The sequence below is a fragment of the Mycobacterium sp. ENV421 genome (assembly GCF_002887815.1).
Taxonomy (GTDB): Bacteria; Actinomycetota; Actinomycetes; order Mycobacteriales; family Mycobacteriaceae; genus Mycobacterium.
Map to the genome: position 1 here is coordinate 94307 of NZ_PDHO01000002.1, position 17914 is coordinate 112220.

At 67.3% G+C, this 17914-nt stretch carries 17 protein-coding genes; 9 read left to right on the forward strand and 8 right to left on the reverse strand.

Going from position 1 to position 17914, the window contains the following annotated elements; translation table 11 throughout:
* Nucleotides 1–70 precede the first annotated feature (70 nt).
* From sucB to CRM90_RS02745, 6 genes are read left to right on the forward strand one after another with little or no spacing between them, the layout of a single operon-like run.
* Nucleotides 71–1837 (forward strand): 2-oxoglutarate dehydrogenase, E2 component, dihydrolipoamide succinyltransferase, encoded by a 1767-nt coding sequence (sucB, locus tag CRM90_RS02720; RefSeq protein ID WP_102805479.1) that lies wholly within the window; start codon nt 71–73, stop codon nt 1835–1837.
* 4 nt (nt 1838–1841) lie between these two features.
* Entirely contained in the window at nt 1842–2762 is a 921-nt protein-coding gene (locus CRM90_RS02725; protein ID WP_102805480.1) for a TIGR01777 family oxidoreductase, read from the forward strand.
* A 13-nt stretch (nt 2763–2775) separates the two neighbouring features.
* The gene (gene lipB / locus CRM90_RS02730) at nt 2776–3435 is read left to right on the forward strand and encodes a lipoyl(octanoyl) transferase LipB (protein ID WP_102805481.1); all 660 of its coding nucleotides are present in this window, start codon (nt 2776–2778) and stop codon (nt 3433–3435) included.
* Nucleotides 3432–4364 (forward strand): lipoyl synthase, encoded by a 933-nt coding sequence (gene lipA / locus CRM90_RS02735; RefSeq protein WP_102805482.1) that lies wholly within the window; start codon nt 3432–3434, stop codon nt 4362–4364. Before lipB ends, lipA begins: the two co-directional genes overlap by 4 nt.
* A 42-nt stretch (nt 4365–4406) precedes the next feature.
* Nucleotides 4407–5159 carry a DUF4191 domain-containing protein gene (locus tag CRM90_RS02740; protein ID WP_102805483.1) on the forward strand — a complete coding sequence of 251 codons (753 nt, stop codon included), beginning with the start codon at nt 4407–4409 and terminating at the stop codon, nt 5157–5159.
* Between the two features lie 19 nt (nt 5160–5178).
* Nucleotides 5179–6975 carry an amidohydrolase gene (locus tag CRM90_RS02745; protein WP_102805484.1) on the forward strand — a complete coding sequence of 599 codons (1797 nt, stop codon included), beginning with the start codon at nt 5179–5181 and terminating at the stop codon, nt 6973–6975.
* Here CRM90_RS02745 and CRM90_RS02750 read toward each other — a convergent pair whose 3' ends face one another.
* A complete protein-coding gene (locus CRM90_RS02750; RefSeq protein WP_102805485.1) occupies nt 6976–8259 on the reverse strand; it encodes an HNH endonuclease in 1284 nt (427 codons plus the stop codon).
* A 35-nt stretch (nt 8260–8294) separates the two neighbouring features.
* The gene (locus CRM90_RS02755) at nt 8295–8759 is read right to left on the reverse strand and encodes an RDD family protein (RefSeq protein ID WP_102805486.1); all 465 of its coding nucleotides are present in this window, start codon (nt 8757–8759) and stop codon (nt 8295–8297) included.
* A 179-nt stretch (nt 8760–8938) separates the two neighbouring features.
* Here CRM90_RS02755 and glnA point away from each other — a divergent pair, with 179 nt between their 5' ends.
* Both glnA and CRM90_RS02765 read left to right on the forward strand, forming a co-directional pair.
* Entirely contained in the window at nt 8939–10375 is a 1437-nt protein-coding gene (gene glnA / locus CRM90_RS02760) for a type I glutamate--ammonia ligase (protein ID WP_102805487.1), read from the forward strand.
* 122 nt (nt 10376–10497) lie between these two features.
* Nucleotides 10498–10929, forward strand: coding sequence for a DoxX family protein (locus CRM90_RS02765; RefSeq protein WP_102805488.1), 432 nt, complete (start codon nt 10498–10500; stop codon nt 10927–10929).
* A gap of 4 nt (nt 10930–10933) precedes the next feature.
* On the opposite strand, the gene CRM90_RS02770 is transcribed toward CRM90_RS02765, so the two are convergent.
* The 4 genes from CRM90_RS02770 to CRM90_RS02785 are packed head-to-tail and all read right to left on the reverse strand — an operon-like array spanning nt 10934 to nt 15941.
* Nucleotides 10934–11545 carry a carbonic anhydrase gene (locus tag CRM90_RS02770; RefSeq protein WP_102805489.1) on the reverse strand — a complete coding sequence of 204 codons (612 nt, stop codon included), beginning with the start codon at nt 11543–11545 and terminating at the stop codon, nt 10934–10936.
* A 30-nt stretch (nt 11546–11575) separates the two neighbouring features.
* Nucleotides 11576–11899, reverse strand: coding sequence for a P-II family nitrogen regulator (locus CRM90_RS02775; RefSeq protein ID WP_102805490.1), 324 nt, complete (start codon nt 11897–11899; stop codon nt 11576–11578).
* Nucleotides 11896–14460 (reverse strand): DUF2309 domain-containing protein, encoded by a 2565-nt coding sequence (locus CRM90_RS02780; RefSeq protein WP_102805491.1) that lies wholly within the window; start codon nt 14458–14460, stop codon nt 11896–11898. The genes CRM90_RS02775 and CRM90_RS02780 overlap by 4 nt, the downstream gene beginning before the upstream one ends.
* Nucleotides 14457–15941, reverse strand: a complete 1485-nt coding sequence (locus CRM90_RS02785) for a proton-conducting transporter transmembrane domain-containing protein (protein ID WP_158248977.1) — start codon at nt 15939–15941, stop codon at nt 14457–14459. Before CRM90_RS02785 ends, CRM90_RS02780 begins: the two co-directional genes overlap by 4 nt.
* 148 nt (nt 15942–16089) lie before the next feature.
* Here CRM90_RS02785 and CRM90_RS02790 point away from each other — a divergent pair, with 148 nt between their 5' ends.
* A complete protein-coding gene (locus tag CRM90_RS02790) occupies nt 16090–16386 on the forward strand; it encodes a helix-turn-helix transcriptional regulator (protein WP_102805493.1) in 297 nt (98 codons plus the stop codon).
* Nucleotides 16387–16413: 27 nt separating this feature from the next.
* Here CRM90_RS02790 and CRM90_RS02795 read toward each other — a convergent pair whose 3' ends face one another.
* A complete protein-coding gene (locus CRM90_RS02795; protein ID WP_102805749.1) occupies nt 16414–17274 on the reverse strand; it encodes a TIGR03619 family F420-dependent LLM class oxidoreductase in 861 nt (286 codons plus the stop codon).
* Nucleotides 17271–17897, reverse strand: coding sequence for a PaaI family thioesterase (locus CRM90_RS02800; RefSeq protein ID WP_102805494.1), 627 nt, complete (start codon nt 17895–17897; stop codon nt 17271–17273). Before CRM90_RS02800 ends, CRM90_RS02795 begins: the two co-directional genes overlap by 4 nt.
* Nucleotides 17898–17914: the final 17 nt, after the last annotated feature.

Consider the following 17914-nt stretch of genomic DNA (forward strand, 5'->3'; position numbering starts at 1 on the left):
ATGGGTACACGACGCTGTGGTATGCCAGAAGTCCGACCCGCACGACTGACCGTTCGAGGGAGTCAACACAATGGCCGTCTCCGTCCAGATGCCGGCACTCGGTGAGAGCGTCACCGAGGGGACCGTCACCCGGTGGCTGAAGCAAGAGGGCGACACCGTCGAGGTCGACGAGCCTCTGCTTGAGGTGTCGACCGACAAGGTCGACACGGAGATTCCCGCTCCCGCATCCGGTGTGCTGACGAAGATCGTTGCGCAGGAGGACGACACCGTCGAGGTCGGCGGCGAGCTCGCGGTGATCGGTGACGCCGGTGAGGAGTCCGAGTCGTCGGCGGCCCCGGCCGAGTCGTCTGAGGCCCCGGCCGAGGAGACCCAGGCCCCGGCCGAGGAGACCCAGGCGGAGCCAGAACCAGAACCAGAACCAGAACCAGAACCAGAACCTGAGCCGGAACCCGAACCCGCGCAGTCGTCGGGATCCTCGGAGTCGTCAGGGTCGGCGACGCCGGTGCTGATGCCCGAACTCGGCGAGTCCGTCACCGAGGGAACCGTGACCCGGTGGCTGAAGAAGGTCGGCGACTCGGTCGAGGTCGATGAGCCGCTGGTCGAGGTGTCCACCGACAAGGTCGACACCGAGATCCCGTCACCGGTGGCCGGGACGCTGCTGTCCATCACGGCCGAGGAGGACGACACCGTCGCCGTCGGTGGCGAACTGGGCAAGATCGGGGATGCCGGCGCCGCGCCGCAGGCCGAGTCGAAGCCCGAACCCAAGCCGGAGCCGAAGGCCGACCCCAAGCCCGAGCCGAAGGCCGAACCCAAGCCCGAGCCGAAACCGGAGCCGAAGCCCGAGCCCAAGCAGGCCCCCGCACCGGCCGCCGCCGAGGATGGCGACGCGTCCGACGGCAGCCCCTACGTCACTCCCCTGGTGCGAAAGCTGGCTGCCGAGAACGGGATCGACCTCGCCAGCGTCAAGGGCACCGGTGTCGGCGGCCGCATCCGCAAGCAGGATGTGCTGGCTGCCGCTGAGGCCAAGACGTCGAAGCCCGAGCAGCCCGCCGCGGCTCCCGCCAAGGCACCGGCCGCGGCCGCCGCCGCGGCGGCACCGTCACCGCTGGCACATCTGCGCGGCACGACACAGAAGGCGAACCGGATCCGGCAGATCACCGCCAAGAAGACCCGCGAATCGCTGCAGACCACCGCACAGCTGACGCAGACCCACGAGGTCGACATGACCAAGATCGTGGCGCTGCGAGCCAAGGCGAAGACGAGCTTCGCCGAGCGCGAAGGGGTCAACCTGACCTACCTGCCGTTCATCGCCCGCGCGGTGATCGACTCGCTGAAGGCGCACCCGAACATCAACGCCAGCTACAACGAGGACACCAAGGAGATCACCTACTACGACGCCGAGAACCTCGGCTTCGCGGTGGACACCGAGCAGGGCCTGCTCTCGCCGGTCGTGCACAACGCGGGCGATCTCTCGCTGGCCGGGCTGGCGCGCGCCATCCACGACATCGCCGACCGGGCCCGCAGCGGCAACCTCAAGCCCGACGAGCTGTCCGGCGGCACGTTCACGATCACCAACATCGGCAGCCAGGGCGCCCTGTTCGACACCCCGATTCTGGTGCCGCCACAGGCGGCGATGCTGGGCACCGGTGCGATCGTCAAGCGGCCCCGGGTGATCGTCGACGAGCTCGGCAACGAGTCGATCGGCGTGCGCTCCATCTGCTACCTACCGCTGACCTACGATCACCGGCTGATCGACGGCGCGGATGCCGGCCGATTCCTGACCACCGTCAAGCGGCGTCTCGAAGAAGGGGCATTCGAGGCCGACCTGGGGTTGTGACGCCATGAGCCAACCAACGGGCGGGCTCGTCGTCGCGATCGCCGGTTCGTCCGGCCTGATCGGCTCGGCACTGGTGTCGGCGCTGCGCGCCGCCGACCACCGCGTGCTGCGCATCGTGCGCCGGGCGCCGGCCAACGGCGACGAACTGCACTGGAATCCCGACAGCGGCGAGTTCGACCCGGCCGGGCTGGCGGGCGTCGACGCGGTGATCAACCTCTGCGGTGTCGGCGTCGGCGACAAACGGTGGTCGGGTTCGTTCAAACAGAGCCTGCGCGACAGCCGCATCGGCCCCACCGAGGTGATCGCCGCGGCGGTCGCCGACGCCGGGGTACCGACGCTGATCAACGCCAGCGCGGTGGGGTACTACGGCAACACCGGAAGCCGGGTCGTCGACGAAACCGCCACTGCCGGAGGCGGATTCCTGTCCCGGCTCTGCCTGGACTGGGAGGCTGCGGCGCTGGCCGCCGAGGATGCCGGCGCCCGGGTGGTGCTGGCCCGTTCCGGCCTGGTGCTCTCCCCCGGCGGCGGTGTGCTCGCCCGGCTGCGGCCGCTGTTCAGCCTGGGGCTCGGCGCCCGGATCGGCAACGGCAGGCAGTACATGCCGTGGATCAGCCTGGAGGACGAGGTCCGCGCGCTGCTGTTCGCGATCAACAACAGCGACCTGTCGGGTCCGGTGAACTTCACCGGACCCGCTCCGGTGACCAATTCGGAGTTCACCGCCGCACTGGGCCGGGCGTTGAACCGGCCGACGCCGTTGATGGTGCCCGGGTTCGCCCTGCGCACCCTGCTGGGCGAGTTCGCCGACGAGGGCCTGATCGACGGCCAGCGGGCGATCCCCGCCGCCCTGGAACGGGCCGGGTTCGTCTTCCACCACAACACCATCGGCGAGGCGCTGGCCTACGCCACGACGTCCGCTCAGGGGTAGTAGCGTCGATTGGGTGCGGGAATCCATTCGATCGAGCTCAGCGGGCATGCAGGTCCGCCAGCTGGGCACCGTCGACTACCAGGACGCCTGGCAGTTGCAGCGCGAGCTGGCCGATGCCCGAGTGGCCGGCGGCCCCGACACGATGCTGCTGCTGGAACACCCGGCGGTGTACACCGCCGGTAAGCGCACCGAAGCCCACGAACGGCCGATGGATGGCACACCCGTGGTCGACACCGATCGTGGCGGCAAGATCACCTGGCACGGCCCAGGCCAGCTGGTCGGCTATCCGGTCATCGGGCTGGCCGAGCCGCTGGATGTGGTGAATTATGTTCGGCGGCTTGAGGAATCGTTGATCTCGGTATGCGCCGGACTGGGCCTGGAGACCGGCCGGGTCGAAGGTCGCTCCGGCGTCTGGGTGGAAGGAAACCGCAAGATCGCCGCGATCGGAATCCGGGTGGCCCGCGGCACCACACTGCACGGCTTCGCGCTGAACTGCGACTGCGATCTGGGCGCGTACTCCGCGATCGTGCCGTGCGGAATCACCGATGCCGGGGTGACTTCGCTGACGGCTGAACTGGGCCGCCACGTCGGCGTCGACGACGTCCGCACCCGGGTGGCCGACGCGGTGTGTGACGCCCTCGACGGCCGCCTGCCCGTAAGCTTGAGAACGTGACAGTCACTCCAGAAGGCCGCAAGCTGCTGCGCCTGGAGGTCCGCAATGCCGAGACCCCGATCGAGCGCAAGCCGCCGTGGATCAAGACCCGTGCGCGCATGGGTCCGGAGTACACCGCGCTGAAGAGCCTGGTGCGCCGAGAGGGACTGCACACCGTGTGTGAGGAAGCGGGCTGTCCCAACATCTTCGAGTGCTGGGAAGACCGGGAAGCGACGTTCCTGATCGGTGGCGAGCAGTGCACACGCCGCTGCGATTTCTGCCAGATCGACACTGGCAAGCCCGCTGAACTGGATCGCGACGAGCCACGCCGGGTGGCCGAGAGTGTGGCCGCGATGGGGCTGCGCTACGCGACGGTGACGGGCGTGGCCCGCGACGACCTGCCCGACGGCGGGGCATGGCTGTACGCGGAGACGGTGCGCGCCATCAAGGAACTCAACCCGGCCACCGGCGTCGAACTACTGGCCCCGGACTTCAACGGCGAGCCCGCCTTGCTGCGTGAGGTATTCGATTCGCGCCCAGAAGTGTTCGCGCACAACGTGGAAACGGTGCCACGGATCTTCAAGAGGATCCGCCCGGCGTTCCGCTACCAGCGCAGCCTCAATGTCCTGACTGCTGCCCGCGCGGCGGGTCTGGTCACCAAGAGCAACCTCATCCTCGGTATGGGCGAAACCATCGACGAGGTGCACACCGCGCTGGCCGACCTGCACGGCGCGGGCTGCGACATCGTGACGATCACCCAGTACCTGCGGCCGTCGGTGCGTCATCATCCGGTGGAGCGCTGGGTCAAGCCGGAGGAGTTCGTCGCGCTGGCCGAATACGCCGAGGGGCTGGGTTTCGCCGGGGTTCTGTCCGGCCCGTTGGTCCGGTCCTCCTATCGGGCCGGCCGGCTGTACCAGCAGGCCGCGGATGCGCACAAGCTATCCCGGTGACCGCGGCTTACCGCTGATCGCCGTTCCGTATTCTTGGTAGTTATGGCGAAAACCCGTAACGCTGCCGAGAACAAGGCAGCCAAGGCCGAGGCGAAAGCCGCCAGCAAGGCCGCAGCCAAGCAGCGCCGCAGCCAGTTGTGGCAGGCGTTCCAGATGCAGCGCAAGGAAGACAAGCGGCTGCTCCCCTACATGATCGGCGCGTTTGTGTTGATCGTGGCCGCGTCGGCGGTCGCCGGCGTGCTGGCCGGCGGGATCACCCTCTACCTGCTGATCGTGCTCGGTGTCGTGCTTGGCGCCCTGGTGGCGTTCATCATCTTCGGGCGGCGCGCGCAGAAGTCGGTGTTCCGCAAGGCCGAGGGGCAGACGGGTGCCGCCGCCTGGGCACTGGACAACCTGCGCGGCAAGTGGCGGGTGACGCCGGGGGTTGCGGCCACCGGCCACTTCGACGCCGTGCACCGGGTGATCGGCCGACCGGGCGTGATCTTCGTTGCCGAGGGTTCCGCGGCTCGGGTGCGGCCGCTGCTGGCTCAGGAGAAGAAGCGCACCGCGCGACTGATCGGCGACATCCCGATCTACGACGTGATCGTCGGCAATGGCGAGGACGAGGTGCCGCTGGCGAAGCTGGAGCGACATCTGACCAAGCTGCCTGCCAACATCACCGTCAAGCAGATGGACTCGCTGGAGTCCAAGCTCGTCGCGCTGGGTTCCCGGATGGGTCCGGCCGCGATGCCCAAGGGCCCGCTGCCCGCACAGGCCAAGATGAAGGGCGTGCAACGCACCGTCCGCAGGCGCTGACCAATTTCGGGGGGATGTCATCTGTACTGCTTGTGAGTGGGCGCCGCATTTCAGCGCCTTGGGGTCCGGGGTTCTGACGCGTCGGACGGCGCTGCGTGCTGCTGCGGTGACAGCGGCCGCGACGGCCGCGGCCGCCTGTGGCGGTAAACAACCCGCGACGGGCGCGACGACGTTCGCCGATGTGGTGTTCCGGGGTGGCCGGATCCACACCGTGTCCCCCGCGCAGCCGTGGGCGCAGGCGGTGGCGGTCACGGGCAACACCATCTCCTATGTGGGCGACGACGCCGGCGCGGCGGCGCTGGAGGGCCCGGACACCCGCGTCGTCGACCTCAAGGGCAACCTGATGCTGCCGGGGTTCGTCGAGGGCCACATCCATCCGTTCCTCGGCTCGTTTCTGACCAGTGGCGTCGACCTGCAGGTGCCCACCGGTGCGGACGCCCTCGCCGCGATCGCCGCGTATGCGGCGCAGCATCCGGACGGCCCGGTGCGCGGATTCGGTTGGCGCGTCGACATGTTCGGGCCGGACGGGCCCACCCGGCAAGAGCTGGACCGGGTGCTGCCGGACCGGCCCGGGTTCTTCTTCGCCATTGACGGCCACAGCATGTGGGCCAACAGCAAGGCGCTGCAGATCGCCGGCGTCGGCCGCGACACCCCGGACCCGATTCCCGGGTTCAGTTACTACGTCCGCGACGAGCACGGCGACCCGACCGGGTATCTCCTCGAAGTCGACGCGGTGCTGAGCCTGGTGAACGCCGTCGATCCGATCTCGCCGCACTCGATGCAGACGCTGCTGGAGACGTGGCTGCCGAAGGCCTCGGCGGCCGGGATCACCTCGGTCTTCGATGCCGGGGTACCGCCGATCGGCGAAGATCAGGGCGCAGTGATCGCCCTGTACACCGATTTGGAGCGGCGTGGTGGGTTGCCGTTCCGGGTCGTGGCCTCTTACAGCGTGAAGGCCCCGCCGGTCGACGACGCGGTGGCGAAGCTGACCGATATCCGCAACCGGGTCTCGACCGAACTTGTGACCGTCGGCGCGGTGAAGATCATCGGCGACGGCACCCAGGGCGGATACACCGCGTGGCTGATCGAGCCGTATGCGGACAAACCGGATTCGATCGGCGGGTCGCCGTTCACCGAGGAACAATGGCGCCAGCTGATACGCGAGGTCGACGCGGCCGGCTTCGATGTCCATGTGCACGCCTGCGGTGAGCACACCGCGCGCACGGCGTTGGATTCGATCGAGGCGGCGATCGCGGTCAACCCGCCGCGCGACCGCAGGCACACCATCGCCCATCTGGTCTACGTCCAGGATCCCGACAGCCAGCGGTTCGGCAAACTCGGTGTGACCGGCCAGTTTTCGGCCAACTGGATGTCGGCCGATCCGGACACCATGCAGAACATGGCAGCACGATACGGCCAACCCCGTCAGGAGCTGTTCTATCGCGTGCAGGACATCCTGCGGTCCGGCGGACGGGTTTCGCTGGGCACTGATTGGCCCGCGGCCGGCTACTTCTCCACCTACAAGCCGCTCGATTCCATCCAGATCGGGGTGACCCGCCAGCTGATCGGCCAGCCCGATGCGCCCGTGCTGGCGCCGGCAGATCAGAAGCTCACCGTCGCCGAGGCCGTGCACGCCAACACGATGGGCGCCGCTTACCAGATCCGGCTCGACGACAAAGTCGGGTCGGTCGAGGTGGGCAAGCGCGCCGATCTGATCGTGTTGGATTCCAACATCTTCGAGATCGACCCGCACGACATCCACCGTGCGACCGTGACGATGACGATGATGAACGGACAGGTCCGCCACCAGGTCTAGTCAGGCGGCGATCACCCGCACCAGCTCACCGTTGAGGTAGAGCTCGGCCTGACTCAGCGGCACCTTCGGCGTGCCGGGCATCGGCGGCGCCGCCGAGTGATAGTGCGCTCCGGTCGGTGTGATGAATTCTGCTGCGTGCCTGCCAGTTTCCGCGGTCCCGGCGATCACCCGCCAACCGGGGGCTTCCTTGGTGTAGTTGCACGCCTCGCATGTGCCCAACCCGTTCTCCGCGCACGTCGCGCCGCCACCCCGGTGCGGCCTGGCATGATCGCGATGCCGTACCGGCGCATCGCAATACGGGGTGCGGCAGCGCTGATCCCGCAGCTCGATGAAGGCGGCCAGCCCCTTGGGGAACAGCCGCGACCGCGATTCCAGAGCAACCAGCGCGCCGCTGGCCGGACTGGCGTACAGCCGGCGCAGCGTGGCTCGCGAGCGCGCATCGGCCACCGTGTCCAGGATCATCTTCTGCGCCACCGCCGAGGGCACCGGACCGTAACCGGCGATCACCGCCGCGCCCTGGTCCGCGCCGAGCAGCGCCTGATCGGAGATCACCATGTTGACCGCCACGGGGACCGGCTGATCGGCCGGCCGGCCGGTCACCCGCTCGACCAGCGTGTCGGCCATCACCTGGCCGCGCGAGCGAGCATCGCAGCAGGCGTCGGCTTCTCGCTTGAGCGCGGCGTACACCGACACTCCGTGAGCCACCGGCAGTAGCGCAGTCACGTAGGTCATCGTGTCCGGCGCCGGGCGGATGGTGACGTTGCGCTCGGTCTCCGCCTTCGCCGCCCTTTCCACCACTGCGTGCGGGTCGAGCCGGTAGGCGATCGCCTTGGCATCGGCGGCCAACGCGCTATCCCCCACGCCCTCCAAAGCGGCCGGATCCGAACACAATTCGGCATCGAGCCGACGTCGATCGTCGACATCGAGGCAGGCCGACTCACGCACGACAATCGTGGCCCGCCACTCGGAGAGCGCCCCGCTCTCCAAAGCGGCCAGCGTGTGCGGCATCTCGTACACCAGCGCCTTGGCGAATCCCAGATGCCGGTTTCCCCGAGTGGGCGAATCCCGCCGGGCCAGCGCCACCTCGGCCGCCACCCCGCGACCCCGCCGGGCGGCAGGAACCCCGGCCGCCGCCTCCGCGGCACGCCGCCCGCTGTCGAGTGCGGCCGTCAACCGCGCCTGCGCCGCAGCGGCGGCGGACTTCAGCCGCTCTATCGCCGCAATGCGTTCGACCAGCTCCGACTCCGCGGCAGTCAGGTCGACATCCAACAATTCATCGAACATATGTTCGAGTATGCCACTCGACCCCGACAGAAGAGTCAGCGCCGAACGACGGCCGTCATCGTCAGCCGGTCCTGCAGTCCGCGCCCGTCGGCGTCGGTGAACAGTCCCGGGATCACCAGGGCGAGCAGCAGGCCTCGGGCGATCGCCCGGCCACTGCCGACATGCTGGCGGTTGTCGACCGGGATCACCATCAACCCGAGCGCGTACTGCCCCGGAGTGAATCCGAACAGTCGGACCGACAGCACGCCCAGCACGAACCAGATCGCCAGGACGGCAGTGGACAGCACCGAGATACTGATCAGCCCCAACGACATCCCGAGCGCCGCCAGGCCGTAACCGATCAGCCAGTCGATCAGCAGTGCCAGGAAACGCCGGCCCATCCGTGCCAGCGAACGAGGCCCGGATTCCGGCAGACCCAACTCTTGGCCCGGCCACCCGGCGTCGTCACCCGGCTTCACCGGTTCCGGTCCGGACAGCCAGGATCCGAGTTCGCGTGCCATGGCCCCAGGATATGCGGACCTCCGGCATCCCCCTGTCCAGCGCCGCAGGTCCATTGCGTAACGTCGGCGCAACATGAGCTTGACGACCGTGCAACATCAGATCCATAGCGTCAGCCGCGGGTTAACAAACCCACGTGCCGATATCTGCGTCAAACCGGCTGCACCGAAGGAGTTAGTAAGTGGCAGAAAAGACAGCTGACGACCTGTTCAAGCTGATCAAGGACCAAAAAGTCGAGTACGTCGACATCCGGTTCTGCGATCTGCCTGGCGTGGTCCAGCACTTCTCGATCCCCGCCTCAGCGTTCGACGAGAGCGTTTTCGAGGACGGCCTGGCGTTCGACGGTTCGTCGGTGCGCGGTTTCCAGTCGATCCACGAGTCCGACATGCTGCTGCTCCCGGACCCCGTCACCGCACGCATCGACCCGTTCCGTGCCGCCAAGACGCTCAACCTCAACTTCTTCGTGCATGATCCCTTCACCCGTGAGGCCTACTCGCGCGACCCGCGCAACGTGGCCCGCAAGGCGGAGAACTACCTGATCAGCACCGGCATCGCCGACACCGCCTACTTCGGTGCCGAGGCCGAGTTCTACATCTTCGACTCGGTGAGCTTCGACTCGAAGATCAACGGCACTTTCTACGAGGTCGACTCCGAGTCCGGCTGGTGGAACACCGGTGAGCCCTTCGAGGCCGACGGCTCGGCGAACCGCGGCTACAAGGTGCGTCAGAAGGGCGGCTACTTCCCGGTGGCCCCGTACGACCACTACGTCGACCTGCGCGACGACATCACCACCAACCTGCAGAACGCCGGCTTCACGATCGAGCGCGGCCACCACGAGGTGGGCACCGCCGGCCAGGCCGAGATCAACTACAAGTTCAACACGCTGCTGCATGCGGCCGACGACGTGCTGCTGTTCAAGTACATCGTCAAGAACACGGCGTGGGCGGCCGGCAAGACCGTCACGTTCATGCCGAAGCCGCTGTTCGGCGACAACGGTTCGGGCATGCACGTCCACCAGTCGCTGTGGAAGGACGGCAAGCCGTTGTTCCACGACGAGTCGGGCTACGCCGGCCTGTCGGACATCGCACGTCACTACATCGGCGGCATCCTGCACCACGCGCCGTCGTTGCTGGCGTTCACCAACCCCACGGTGAACTCCTACAAGCGCCTGGTGCCGGGCTACGAGGCCCCGATCAACCTGGTGTACAGCCAGCGCAACCGGTCGGCCGCGGTGCGTATCCCGATCACCGGCAACAACCCGAAGGCCAAGCGCCTCGAGTTCCGCGCACCGGACAGCTCGGGCAACCCGTACCTGGCGTTCGCGGCGATGATGATGGCCGGCCTGGACGGCATCAAGAAGAAGATCGAGCCGCAGACTCCGGTCGACAAGGACCTCTACGAGCTCCCGCCGGAAGAGGCCGCCAACATCCCGCAGGCGCCGACGTCCCTGTCTGCGGTCATCGACCGTCTCGAAGCTGATCACGAATACCTCACCGAGGGAGGCGTTTTCACGACCGACCTGATCGAGACGTGGATCTCCTACAAGCGTGAGAACGAGATCATGCCCGTTCAGATCCGGCCTCACCCGTACGAGTTCGCGCTGTACTACGACGTCTAAATCGACGCCGCGTTAAAGGCCGACGGAGCCCACTCACCCCTTCACGGGGTGGGTGGGCTCCCTCGTTCAGAGTTCACAGGGGACGCCCATCCGGACCGTAGTCCGAATAGTATGGTTGGGCCATGACGCAGAGACTCGACGCTCGCATCGACCGCTACCAGCCCACCGCCCTCAGCGTGTTCCGGATCTTCTTCGGACTACTCTTCCTGTTCGAAGGCCTGTCGAAGGTCTTCGACTGGCCCGCACAATATTCGGTGCCGACGGGCTCGTGGCCGGTCTGGTACGCCGGAATCCTGGAACTGATTCTGGGCACCTTGATCACGATCGGTCTGTTCACCCGGGTCGCCGCGTTCATCGCATGCGGGCAGATGGCCGTTGCCTACTTCACCCAGCATCTCGGCCAGAACCCGAAGAATGCACCCGGCGGTGGCTTCTGGCCCGTCGTCAACGGCGGCGAATTGGCTGTCGCACTGTGCTTCGGATTCTTGCTGCTCGTCTTCACCGGCGGCGGCGCCTACGCAGTGGACGCGATCCGCGGCCGACGTTCGGCGTAGCCCGTCACACGCATTCCAGTAGCGTGTCCGGCACCTCACCCACCGGTCCGATTGTTGCGTAGGTGCGCAGCTGACCGCTCACCGGATCGGTTGTCGCGCAGATTATCCCGCACTTCCCCGCGTCGATCCGCTGGGAGATGATGGGAGATCGTTCCATCAGCGCCACGCCGGTTTCGACGATGTGCGCGGCGGTGACCCCATCCACGGACTCCGCGCTGGCACCCCGGCGGACGATGGACGACAGTGCCTGCTGCACGGCAATACGGGTTGCGCCCTCGGGAATCACCGCATCGTCCCAGGCCCTCATCGCGGCATGCATGGCGCGGCAGTCCGCGTGCCCAAGCACCACGATCAGCGGTACTTCCAGCGTTTCCACGGCGCACTCCATGGTGGCCAAGACCCCGTCGTCGATGACGTGCCCCCAGGTACTCACATCGACCAGCGAGCCCCAACTCTGACCGAGAATCATCTCGCTGCCGACAGCTGCATCCGCGCAACGGAATACCGCAGCGATCGGGGCCTGAAGGGCAGGCTCGCGCTGGCCGCCTCGAACCGGGACGAAGAACTTCTCGTTGCCGGCCCGCAGACGCTGCCAGGTGTTCAGTGGGTTGGACATGGTGTGATCCTTTCTTGGGGTGATACGGATTCAGCAGAAGTACTCGGGTCGGCTGACATAGGTCTCTGTCACGAACATGACTCCAGGCGAGGCGTCGAGCAGAGAGCGCAGCCCGGCCAGCAACGCGTCCGCCTTCCCGTCCGGGACCACGGTGATCAGAAGTTCCAGCGCCGCCTGCTGGTTGAACAGCAGCTTGCCCTGCCGGTAGCCGTGGTGCCCGAGTCCCGAGACACCGGACACGCTGGTGTACCCGGTGGCGCCGACGCTTTGGATCAGTTCCCGAACAGCAGCGGCGTCGCTGCCGGGAACCACCACCTCGACCTTGATCATCTTGGTGAGTGCTGATGTAGTCATGAGACCCTCTCTTCATCGAGAACCATTGGTAGGGAATCTGATTCGAACCAGGACCGCCATCCGGTGCGGGTCCACTGCTGCCACGGAGCTTCCGCGCTCGGCCTGGCGGCAAGGCTGACCCACTCATTTCCGAACAACCGCTGCAGGATTGGGTTGCGGTCGATGATGGTGTCGATCCTCGACAGCGGGGCCTGGATCACCGCGAGCAGCCGCATCGGCTCGTGCCTCAGCCGGCTGCCGTCGGCAATGGATTGCCAGGGCAGTCCCAGTCGTAGATCACCGTTGTGCCCACTGATCACGCCGGCCCCACCGACCACGTTGTGGACGGTCTTGGTGCCGGCCCCGAAGACATCGGGTGCGACGGCCGAGAAGTAGTACTGGCAGTTGATCCATTGGGCGACGACGAGCGGGGCGGTCATGATGGTTTCCAGAGCACTGCCGTCCGCGTCGACCTCGGCGTCGTAGGAGTGCAGGAACGTCCGCCGTTGGAGGTCGAGGCCGGCCGAGATATCCCGGGGACCGACGATGAACGCGGCATTGTCGGCCAGCCCCCATTCGGGGTAAACCTGAGCCCAGTCAACCGATCTGGTGCTGACGTGACGGACCGCCCGCGCCCGGGTGCGGGTGCGGCGCGCACCGGGAAGCGTCGCGCAGCGTTCGGCTGCCAATGCGGCTCCGGCCCGGGCGAGGTCGACGTCCAATCGCGCGACGTCCTCGTGGTGCGTCGCCGGAATCAGGTGGCGGTCCAGGATCTGGATCCGGTCCGTGGTCGTATCGTGTTGGGCTGCGACGAACCAGGTTTGGTCCGGGATGTCGATTCCCATGCCACGCAGTTCCCGGCGCACCTCGGGTTCGTTGAGTAGCGCCACCGCGGTCCGGGCGTTGGGTCCGCCCGCCTGTCCCCCGCACGCCCCACAGTCCAGGGCTGCTTGGTATGGGTTGTTCTCCGATGAGCTCCCGTGTGCACAGAACACCACCAGCCTGCCGAAGTCGTCGACCAAACCCATCGTGGTGAGCGCGACGTTGGCGAACAGGACGCGCTCGGCCGGCGGTATCGCGTCCACGCTGAGCACCGTCGCCGCTTCCGGCACCGCCAGGGTATGTAGATGCCGGCGGATGGTACCGCTGACCGCAGGCGTCAGCGTCTTCGCCGCGGCCAGTGGGGCTGCCGCCCAACCGGCGGCTTCGGCGAGAGTAAAGGGCGCTGCCACAGCCTCTTTGGCGGCGTGGAACGCTGCTTCGGCCCCCGCCAGGCGCCGCGCACCTGATATCCGGCGCTCCGCTTGGTGCGCACCGTCGGCAGCTGCGAGCTCGGAGATTTCGTGGCTGGGCGCGATGAGGACGGGGCACAGATCGCTGGCGGCTCCGCCCATCAGATCGGTGAAACGGATAGCGGCAGCGAAGAACCCCGCGAACCCCAGCGTCTGATATCCGCCCAGCGACTCCAGGTGACGGCGCAACCCCTCAGAGCGGGTGTCGATGCAGGTCACCACCTGGGTGTGGATGTGCTCACGGTGCGGATCCCGCGCGGCACAGTCCAGCGCGCGCAGCAGCCTGTCGCGATAGTGGGACTCAAAGGCACTCTGCCAGAGGGGCTCTCGCGCCGTCACCGGCATCGCCGCGAGTACCCGTGCGGCCACCGATAGTTCGTCGTCACTGACTCCGACGAGTCCCAGGACCGAGGCGATGTGGTCGGCCCGTTCCCGCGCCGACGGCGGTGTCGCGACCGGGCGATCCGCCGGGCGGTCCGGGCGATCGACGGCGAGCAGTGCGCTCTCGTATGCCAGTCGCATGGCGACGTAGGCGGTGAGATCGATTCCCACCGACTTGCCGCTGCCCCAGTGAATGTGCGCGGCCCATCCGGGCAGCCGGGAGAGATGCGCCTGCAGGTAGGCAATGCGCTTGTCGTCACCTATCCCGAGCACCTCCAGTGCCGTCAGCGCGGCGTCTTCCGCACGCTCAGATGTCCGGCGAAGTCGCGCTCGCACCGCACGCTTCAAGGAAGGATCACCGGGAGCCAACGCCCGCCATGCCGAGTAGAAACCGTTCTCCCGGCCCGGCATCGGCCACGCACCCGCACCGAAGAAAGCCGTGCACCACTTGGCCGTCTGCGCGTCGACGGTATCGGTGAGCTGTGGGGCGAGTTCCTCAGAGCGAGTCCGGTAGCGGCGCACCGGCTCGAGGCAGCCCACGCCGTGCAGCAGATCGGCTCTCATCAATTCGAGTGGGCTCAGGTCGCGCCCCCCGAACCGCAGCGGCTCGGCGCCCGCGAGATTGGGATAGCGGCGACTCAGCGCGGCATCGAGGTCGGCGTCAGTGACCCGACCAGCGCTGTGCATCTGCCGGAAGTCCTTGATGCGCAATGTTCCTGGCGTGCCATACACGTCGCCGGCGCGCCGGATCGCCTGCTCGAAGGGCATGTTCTCCAGCCCTGAGAGCGGGTTCACCGCGATGAACGTCTCCAGCGGGTAGTGAGTGGGCAACACCCGGGCAGCGAGTGCGACATCACTGCGGAGGCGGGCCCGACGGGCCTCGATGGTGGTCGATTCCGTGGCGGTCACGAACGTGCTCCTCTCGGCTGGGCGGGCAGTGGCGAGGTGATGTATCCGGCGCTGAGCGCTCTGGCGTATATGGCACGGTGCAGCGACGTTCCCGGCGACCAGCGCACCGCCGCCACCGCGGCGAGGGTGGTGGCCAGGGCGGCCAGGACGGGCCAGGACAGGGCCGCCGACGGCGTCGCGGCGGGCAGGGCGGGAGCGAGGTAATGCGTTGCGGCTGAAATCAGTCCGAGGTAGGTGATCGCCATGGGAGGCAGCACCACCATGACCGTGACGGGGCCGGCCGGGCCACTGCGGTATCTCAGCCAACCCCACGTGACGGCGGCGCCGGTAACCCAGGCGAAGACCAGCAGCGCCTGCTCGGCGTGCTGCCCGCCGGCCGATATGGGGATGACCATCGTCGCCGCATAGAGCGCGGCGCCGGGCAGAACGGTCGCGAGCACCGCATTGAGTAGGCGCCGGCGAGCGGTCATCTCTGATGGGCGCGGATGGGCGGCCGCGCGCCGACGTTGGGCGACGGCGGATCCGGAGGACAGGAACAGGGTCGCCTTGTAGAACCCGTGGGCGAGCAGGTGGAAGATCGTCGCGGCCCACAATCCCAGGCCGCAGGTGAGGATCATGAAGCCCATCTGTGCCATCGTCGAATTCGCAAGCGCCCCTTTGATATCGGGTTTCACCAGCATGATGACCGCCCCGTACACCAGGGTGGTGGCACCCGCCACGATCGTCAGTGCGCGCGCCGCATCGCCGGAAACCAGCGGGGCGAGGCGAAGCAGGAGGATGCCGCCGGCGTTGACGACACCCGCATGCAGCAAGGCAGAGACCGGCGTCGGCGCCGCCAAGGTGGCCGGCAGCCACCTGTGGAAGGGCACCTGAGCCGAGCGGGAAAGGGCGGCGACCACCGCGAGGCAGCCGACGACAGGAACCAGCGGTCCGGATAACGACTCATCGGCAAGCGCACGCAGGTCTGAGACACCCCATCGCGCGGTGACGATCACGACCGCACCCCACAGGGCCAGGTCACCGATGAGGAACGCGATGGCGGTCCGCCGAACCCCGTCCCGGGCGGCGGGCAGATGCCAGTACATCCCCAGCAGCAGGCAGAGTGCGACACCTGCCAGGGTCCAGCCCACCGCGAGCCCGGGCAGCGTCGTCGCGGTGACCATCCCGGCAGAGGCGGATGTCAGCAGGGACGCCCCCGCGGTGAACCTGCCTGCCCGCGGATCGCCGGCGAGGTAGCGGATCGCGAACGCCTGGACGACCGTGCTCACGCCGAAGACGAGGAGCAGCAGAACCGCGGACACCCGGTCGACGCCCATCCCGCGACCGGCGACCACGGCCAGCACGCCGGCGATGAGGAAGCCGGCTCCGGCGATGAGCGCCCCGGCGTACTCGAGCCAGCGGTACCGCCGCCCGGCCAGCAGGGCTGCGACCAGTGCGAACAGCCCCGGTGTCACTGTCACTGCGAGAAGAAGCGCGCTCATGTCGACCAACATGCGACACAAATTACGTGTATTGCAATACGTCTGTCAAGCTTCGTGAAACATGTGTCGTTAGATCGAGTCGCATTTGGGCCGCCTGAACAGGCGCGGGAGATTTCGGGTCTTGTTAATGCCGAACTAGAATTCGCGCATGGCGGAGTGGACGTTCTTGACCAACCACGCTCACACTCTGCTGTGCATCGCCCGCGACCCCGGGATCCGTCTACGGGACGTCGCCGAACGCGTCGGCGTGACCGAACGCGCCGCACAGCGCATCGTCAGCGACCTGGTCGAGGCCGGGTACCTGGACAGGCTGCGCGAAGGTCGGCGGAACTACTACCGCATCCGCGCGGATCGGCCGCTGAGACATCCGGTCGAGCGCGGCTATCGCGTCGGCGAGATCCTGGCGGTGCTGCATGAGCCGAAGGACCCCGACGGGTCGAGCTGAACAGCAGCACCAACGCTCACGCCGATATCAGGCGTCCAGCGCCAAATCCTTACGGAACCGGCGCATCCCGTCGATCTTGTCGGCGGTCGAGGCGTCGGGCCCGGAGTAGAACATCCACGGCATCGTCACGATGCCGGTGATGCCCGCCGCCGCGGCGCGCTCGTAATGCGGGATCGTGAACGCATCGGTCAGCGGCGTCAGGATCTCGTAACCGTCCATGCCGAGCCCCTTTTCGGCACGCAGCTCGCGCAGCTTGTCGACGCGCAGAATCGCCTGGTCCAGGCTGATCAGGTCACCGATCCAGCCGTCGAGCCGGGCAGCTCGGCGCAGCGCGATGTCGGACAATCCCCCGCTGTAGATCGGGATGTGCGGCGGCGTCGGCATCATCTCCAGTCTCGGAGTCTTGTAGAACTCGCCGTCGAACTCGGTCCAGCCCGGCTGCCACAGCGCGCGCATCAGCTCGATCATCTCGTCGGTTCGCTTGCCGCGCTTGGCGAACTGCTGACCCATCAGGGTGAACTCTTCTTCGCACCAGCCGACGCCGATGCCGAGTTCCACCCTGCCGTCAGCCAGATACGCGGCAGTCCCAATGGATTTCGCCGCCGAATATGGATCGCGCATCCCGGGGATGTACACCGTCGTCACGAATTTGATCTGTTGCGTGGCCTGTGCCAGCGCACCCACCAGCACCCACGGGTCGGGCCAGTCGGTGAACGGCTGCCAGCGCCGCTCGCCGTTCTTCGTGTACGGGTACGGCGTGGACAGCGTTTCCAGATTCACCACATGGTCGGGGATGCCGAGGCCCTCATAGCCAAGGTCATCGGCGGCCTTCGCGATCTCGACGACCTCGCGGGTCTCCAGAAACGCAACGCTCACATAGAATTTCACTGTGCATCCCTCGCCCACGCCGGCATGATGAAGACTCCTTCTGCTTCTACGGTCGGTCCTTGCGCGTCGCTGAGGAATCCGCGCGCGTAGGTCTTGTAGCCTTCGGTTCGCTCGAGCCACGCCTCACCGCGCAACGGACCCAGCGGTGTTCCCCGCAGGTACTTCAGCGTGATCGTGCCGGTGAACTTCGGCTTGCTGAGCTGACTGGTGGCCGCCTCGCCCAGGAGCTGGTCGAGCAGCAACGCAGAAATTCCGCCGTGCACCAATCCGGGCGGCCCCTCGTATACCGGTCCGAGGGTGAACTCGGTCCAGCACCGGCCGTCCTCGTGATGGGTGATCATCGGCGGGGCGAGCGGATTGTGCCGCCCCACAGCCGGATTGCGCCACACCACCGGAAGACCGGACTCCTCGTGGCGCAGTATCCGCGGCCGGTCGGTCGGGGTGCGTTCGAGGGTCTCGCTCACCTCGTCGATGGTCTGGCGCGCCTGCGCGATGGTCTCGGCGTCGGCGCCGCTGTGCAGGCTGGCATCGATGAGCCTGCGCAACGCCTCCGCCAGCGGTTCGTGCACCGCCTTCACCCGCTCGTACTCGTCGGCGCTGATCACGCCAAACTCAAAATCCATCCCCAGACCCTTAATGT

Coding starts and splice junctions, on each gene's coding strand:
- sucB (WP_102805479.1), top strand. CDS start 71: ATGGCCGTCTCCGTCCAGATGCCGGCACTCGGTGAGAGCGTCACCGAG.
- CRM90_RS02725 (WP_102805480.1), top strand. CDS start 1,842: ATGAGCCAACCAACGGGCGGGCTCGTCGTCGCGATCGCCGGTTCGTCC.
- CRM90_RS02740 (WP_102805483.1), top strand. CDS start 4,407: ATGGCGAAAACCCGTAACGCTGCCGAGAACAAGGCAGCCAAGGCCGAG.
- CRM90_RS02750 (WP_102805485.1), bottom strand. CDS start 8,259: ATGTTCGATGAATTGTTGGATGTCGACCTGACTGCCGCGGAGTCGGAG.
- CRM90_RS02755 (WP_102805486.1), bottom strand. CDS start 8,759: ATGGCACGCGAACTCGGATCCTGGCTGTCCGGACCGGAACCGGTGAAG.
- CRM90_RS02765 (WP_102805488.1), top strand. CDS start 10,498: ATGACGCAGAGACTCGACGCTCGCATCGACCGCTACCAGCCCACCGCC.
- CRM90_RS02770 (WP_102805489.1), bottom strand. CDS start 11,545: ATGTCCAACCCACTGAACACCTGGCAGCGTCTGCGGGCCGGCAACGAG.
- CRM90_RS02775 (WP_102805490.1), bottom strand. CDS start 11,899: ATGACTACATCAGCACTCACCAAGATGATCAAGGTCGAGGTGGTGGTT.
- CRM90_RS02785 (WP_158248977.1), bottom strand. CDS start 15,941: ATGAGCGCGCTTCTTCTCGCAGTGACAGTGACACCGGGGCTGTTCGCA.
- CRM90_RS02790 (WP_102805493.1), top strand. CDS start 16,090: ATGGCGGAGTGGACGTTCTTGACCAACCACGCTCACACTCTGCTGTGC.
- CRM90_RS02800 (WP_102805494.1), bottom strand. CDS start 17,897: ATGGATTTTGAGTTTGGCGTGATCAGCGCCGACGAGTACGAGCGGGTG.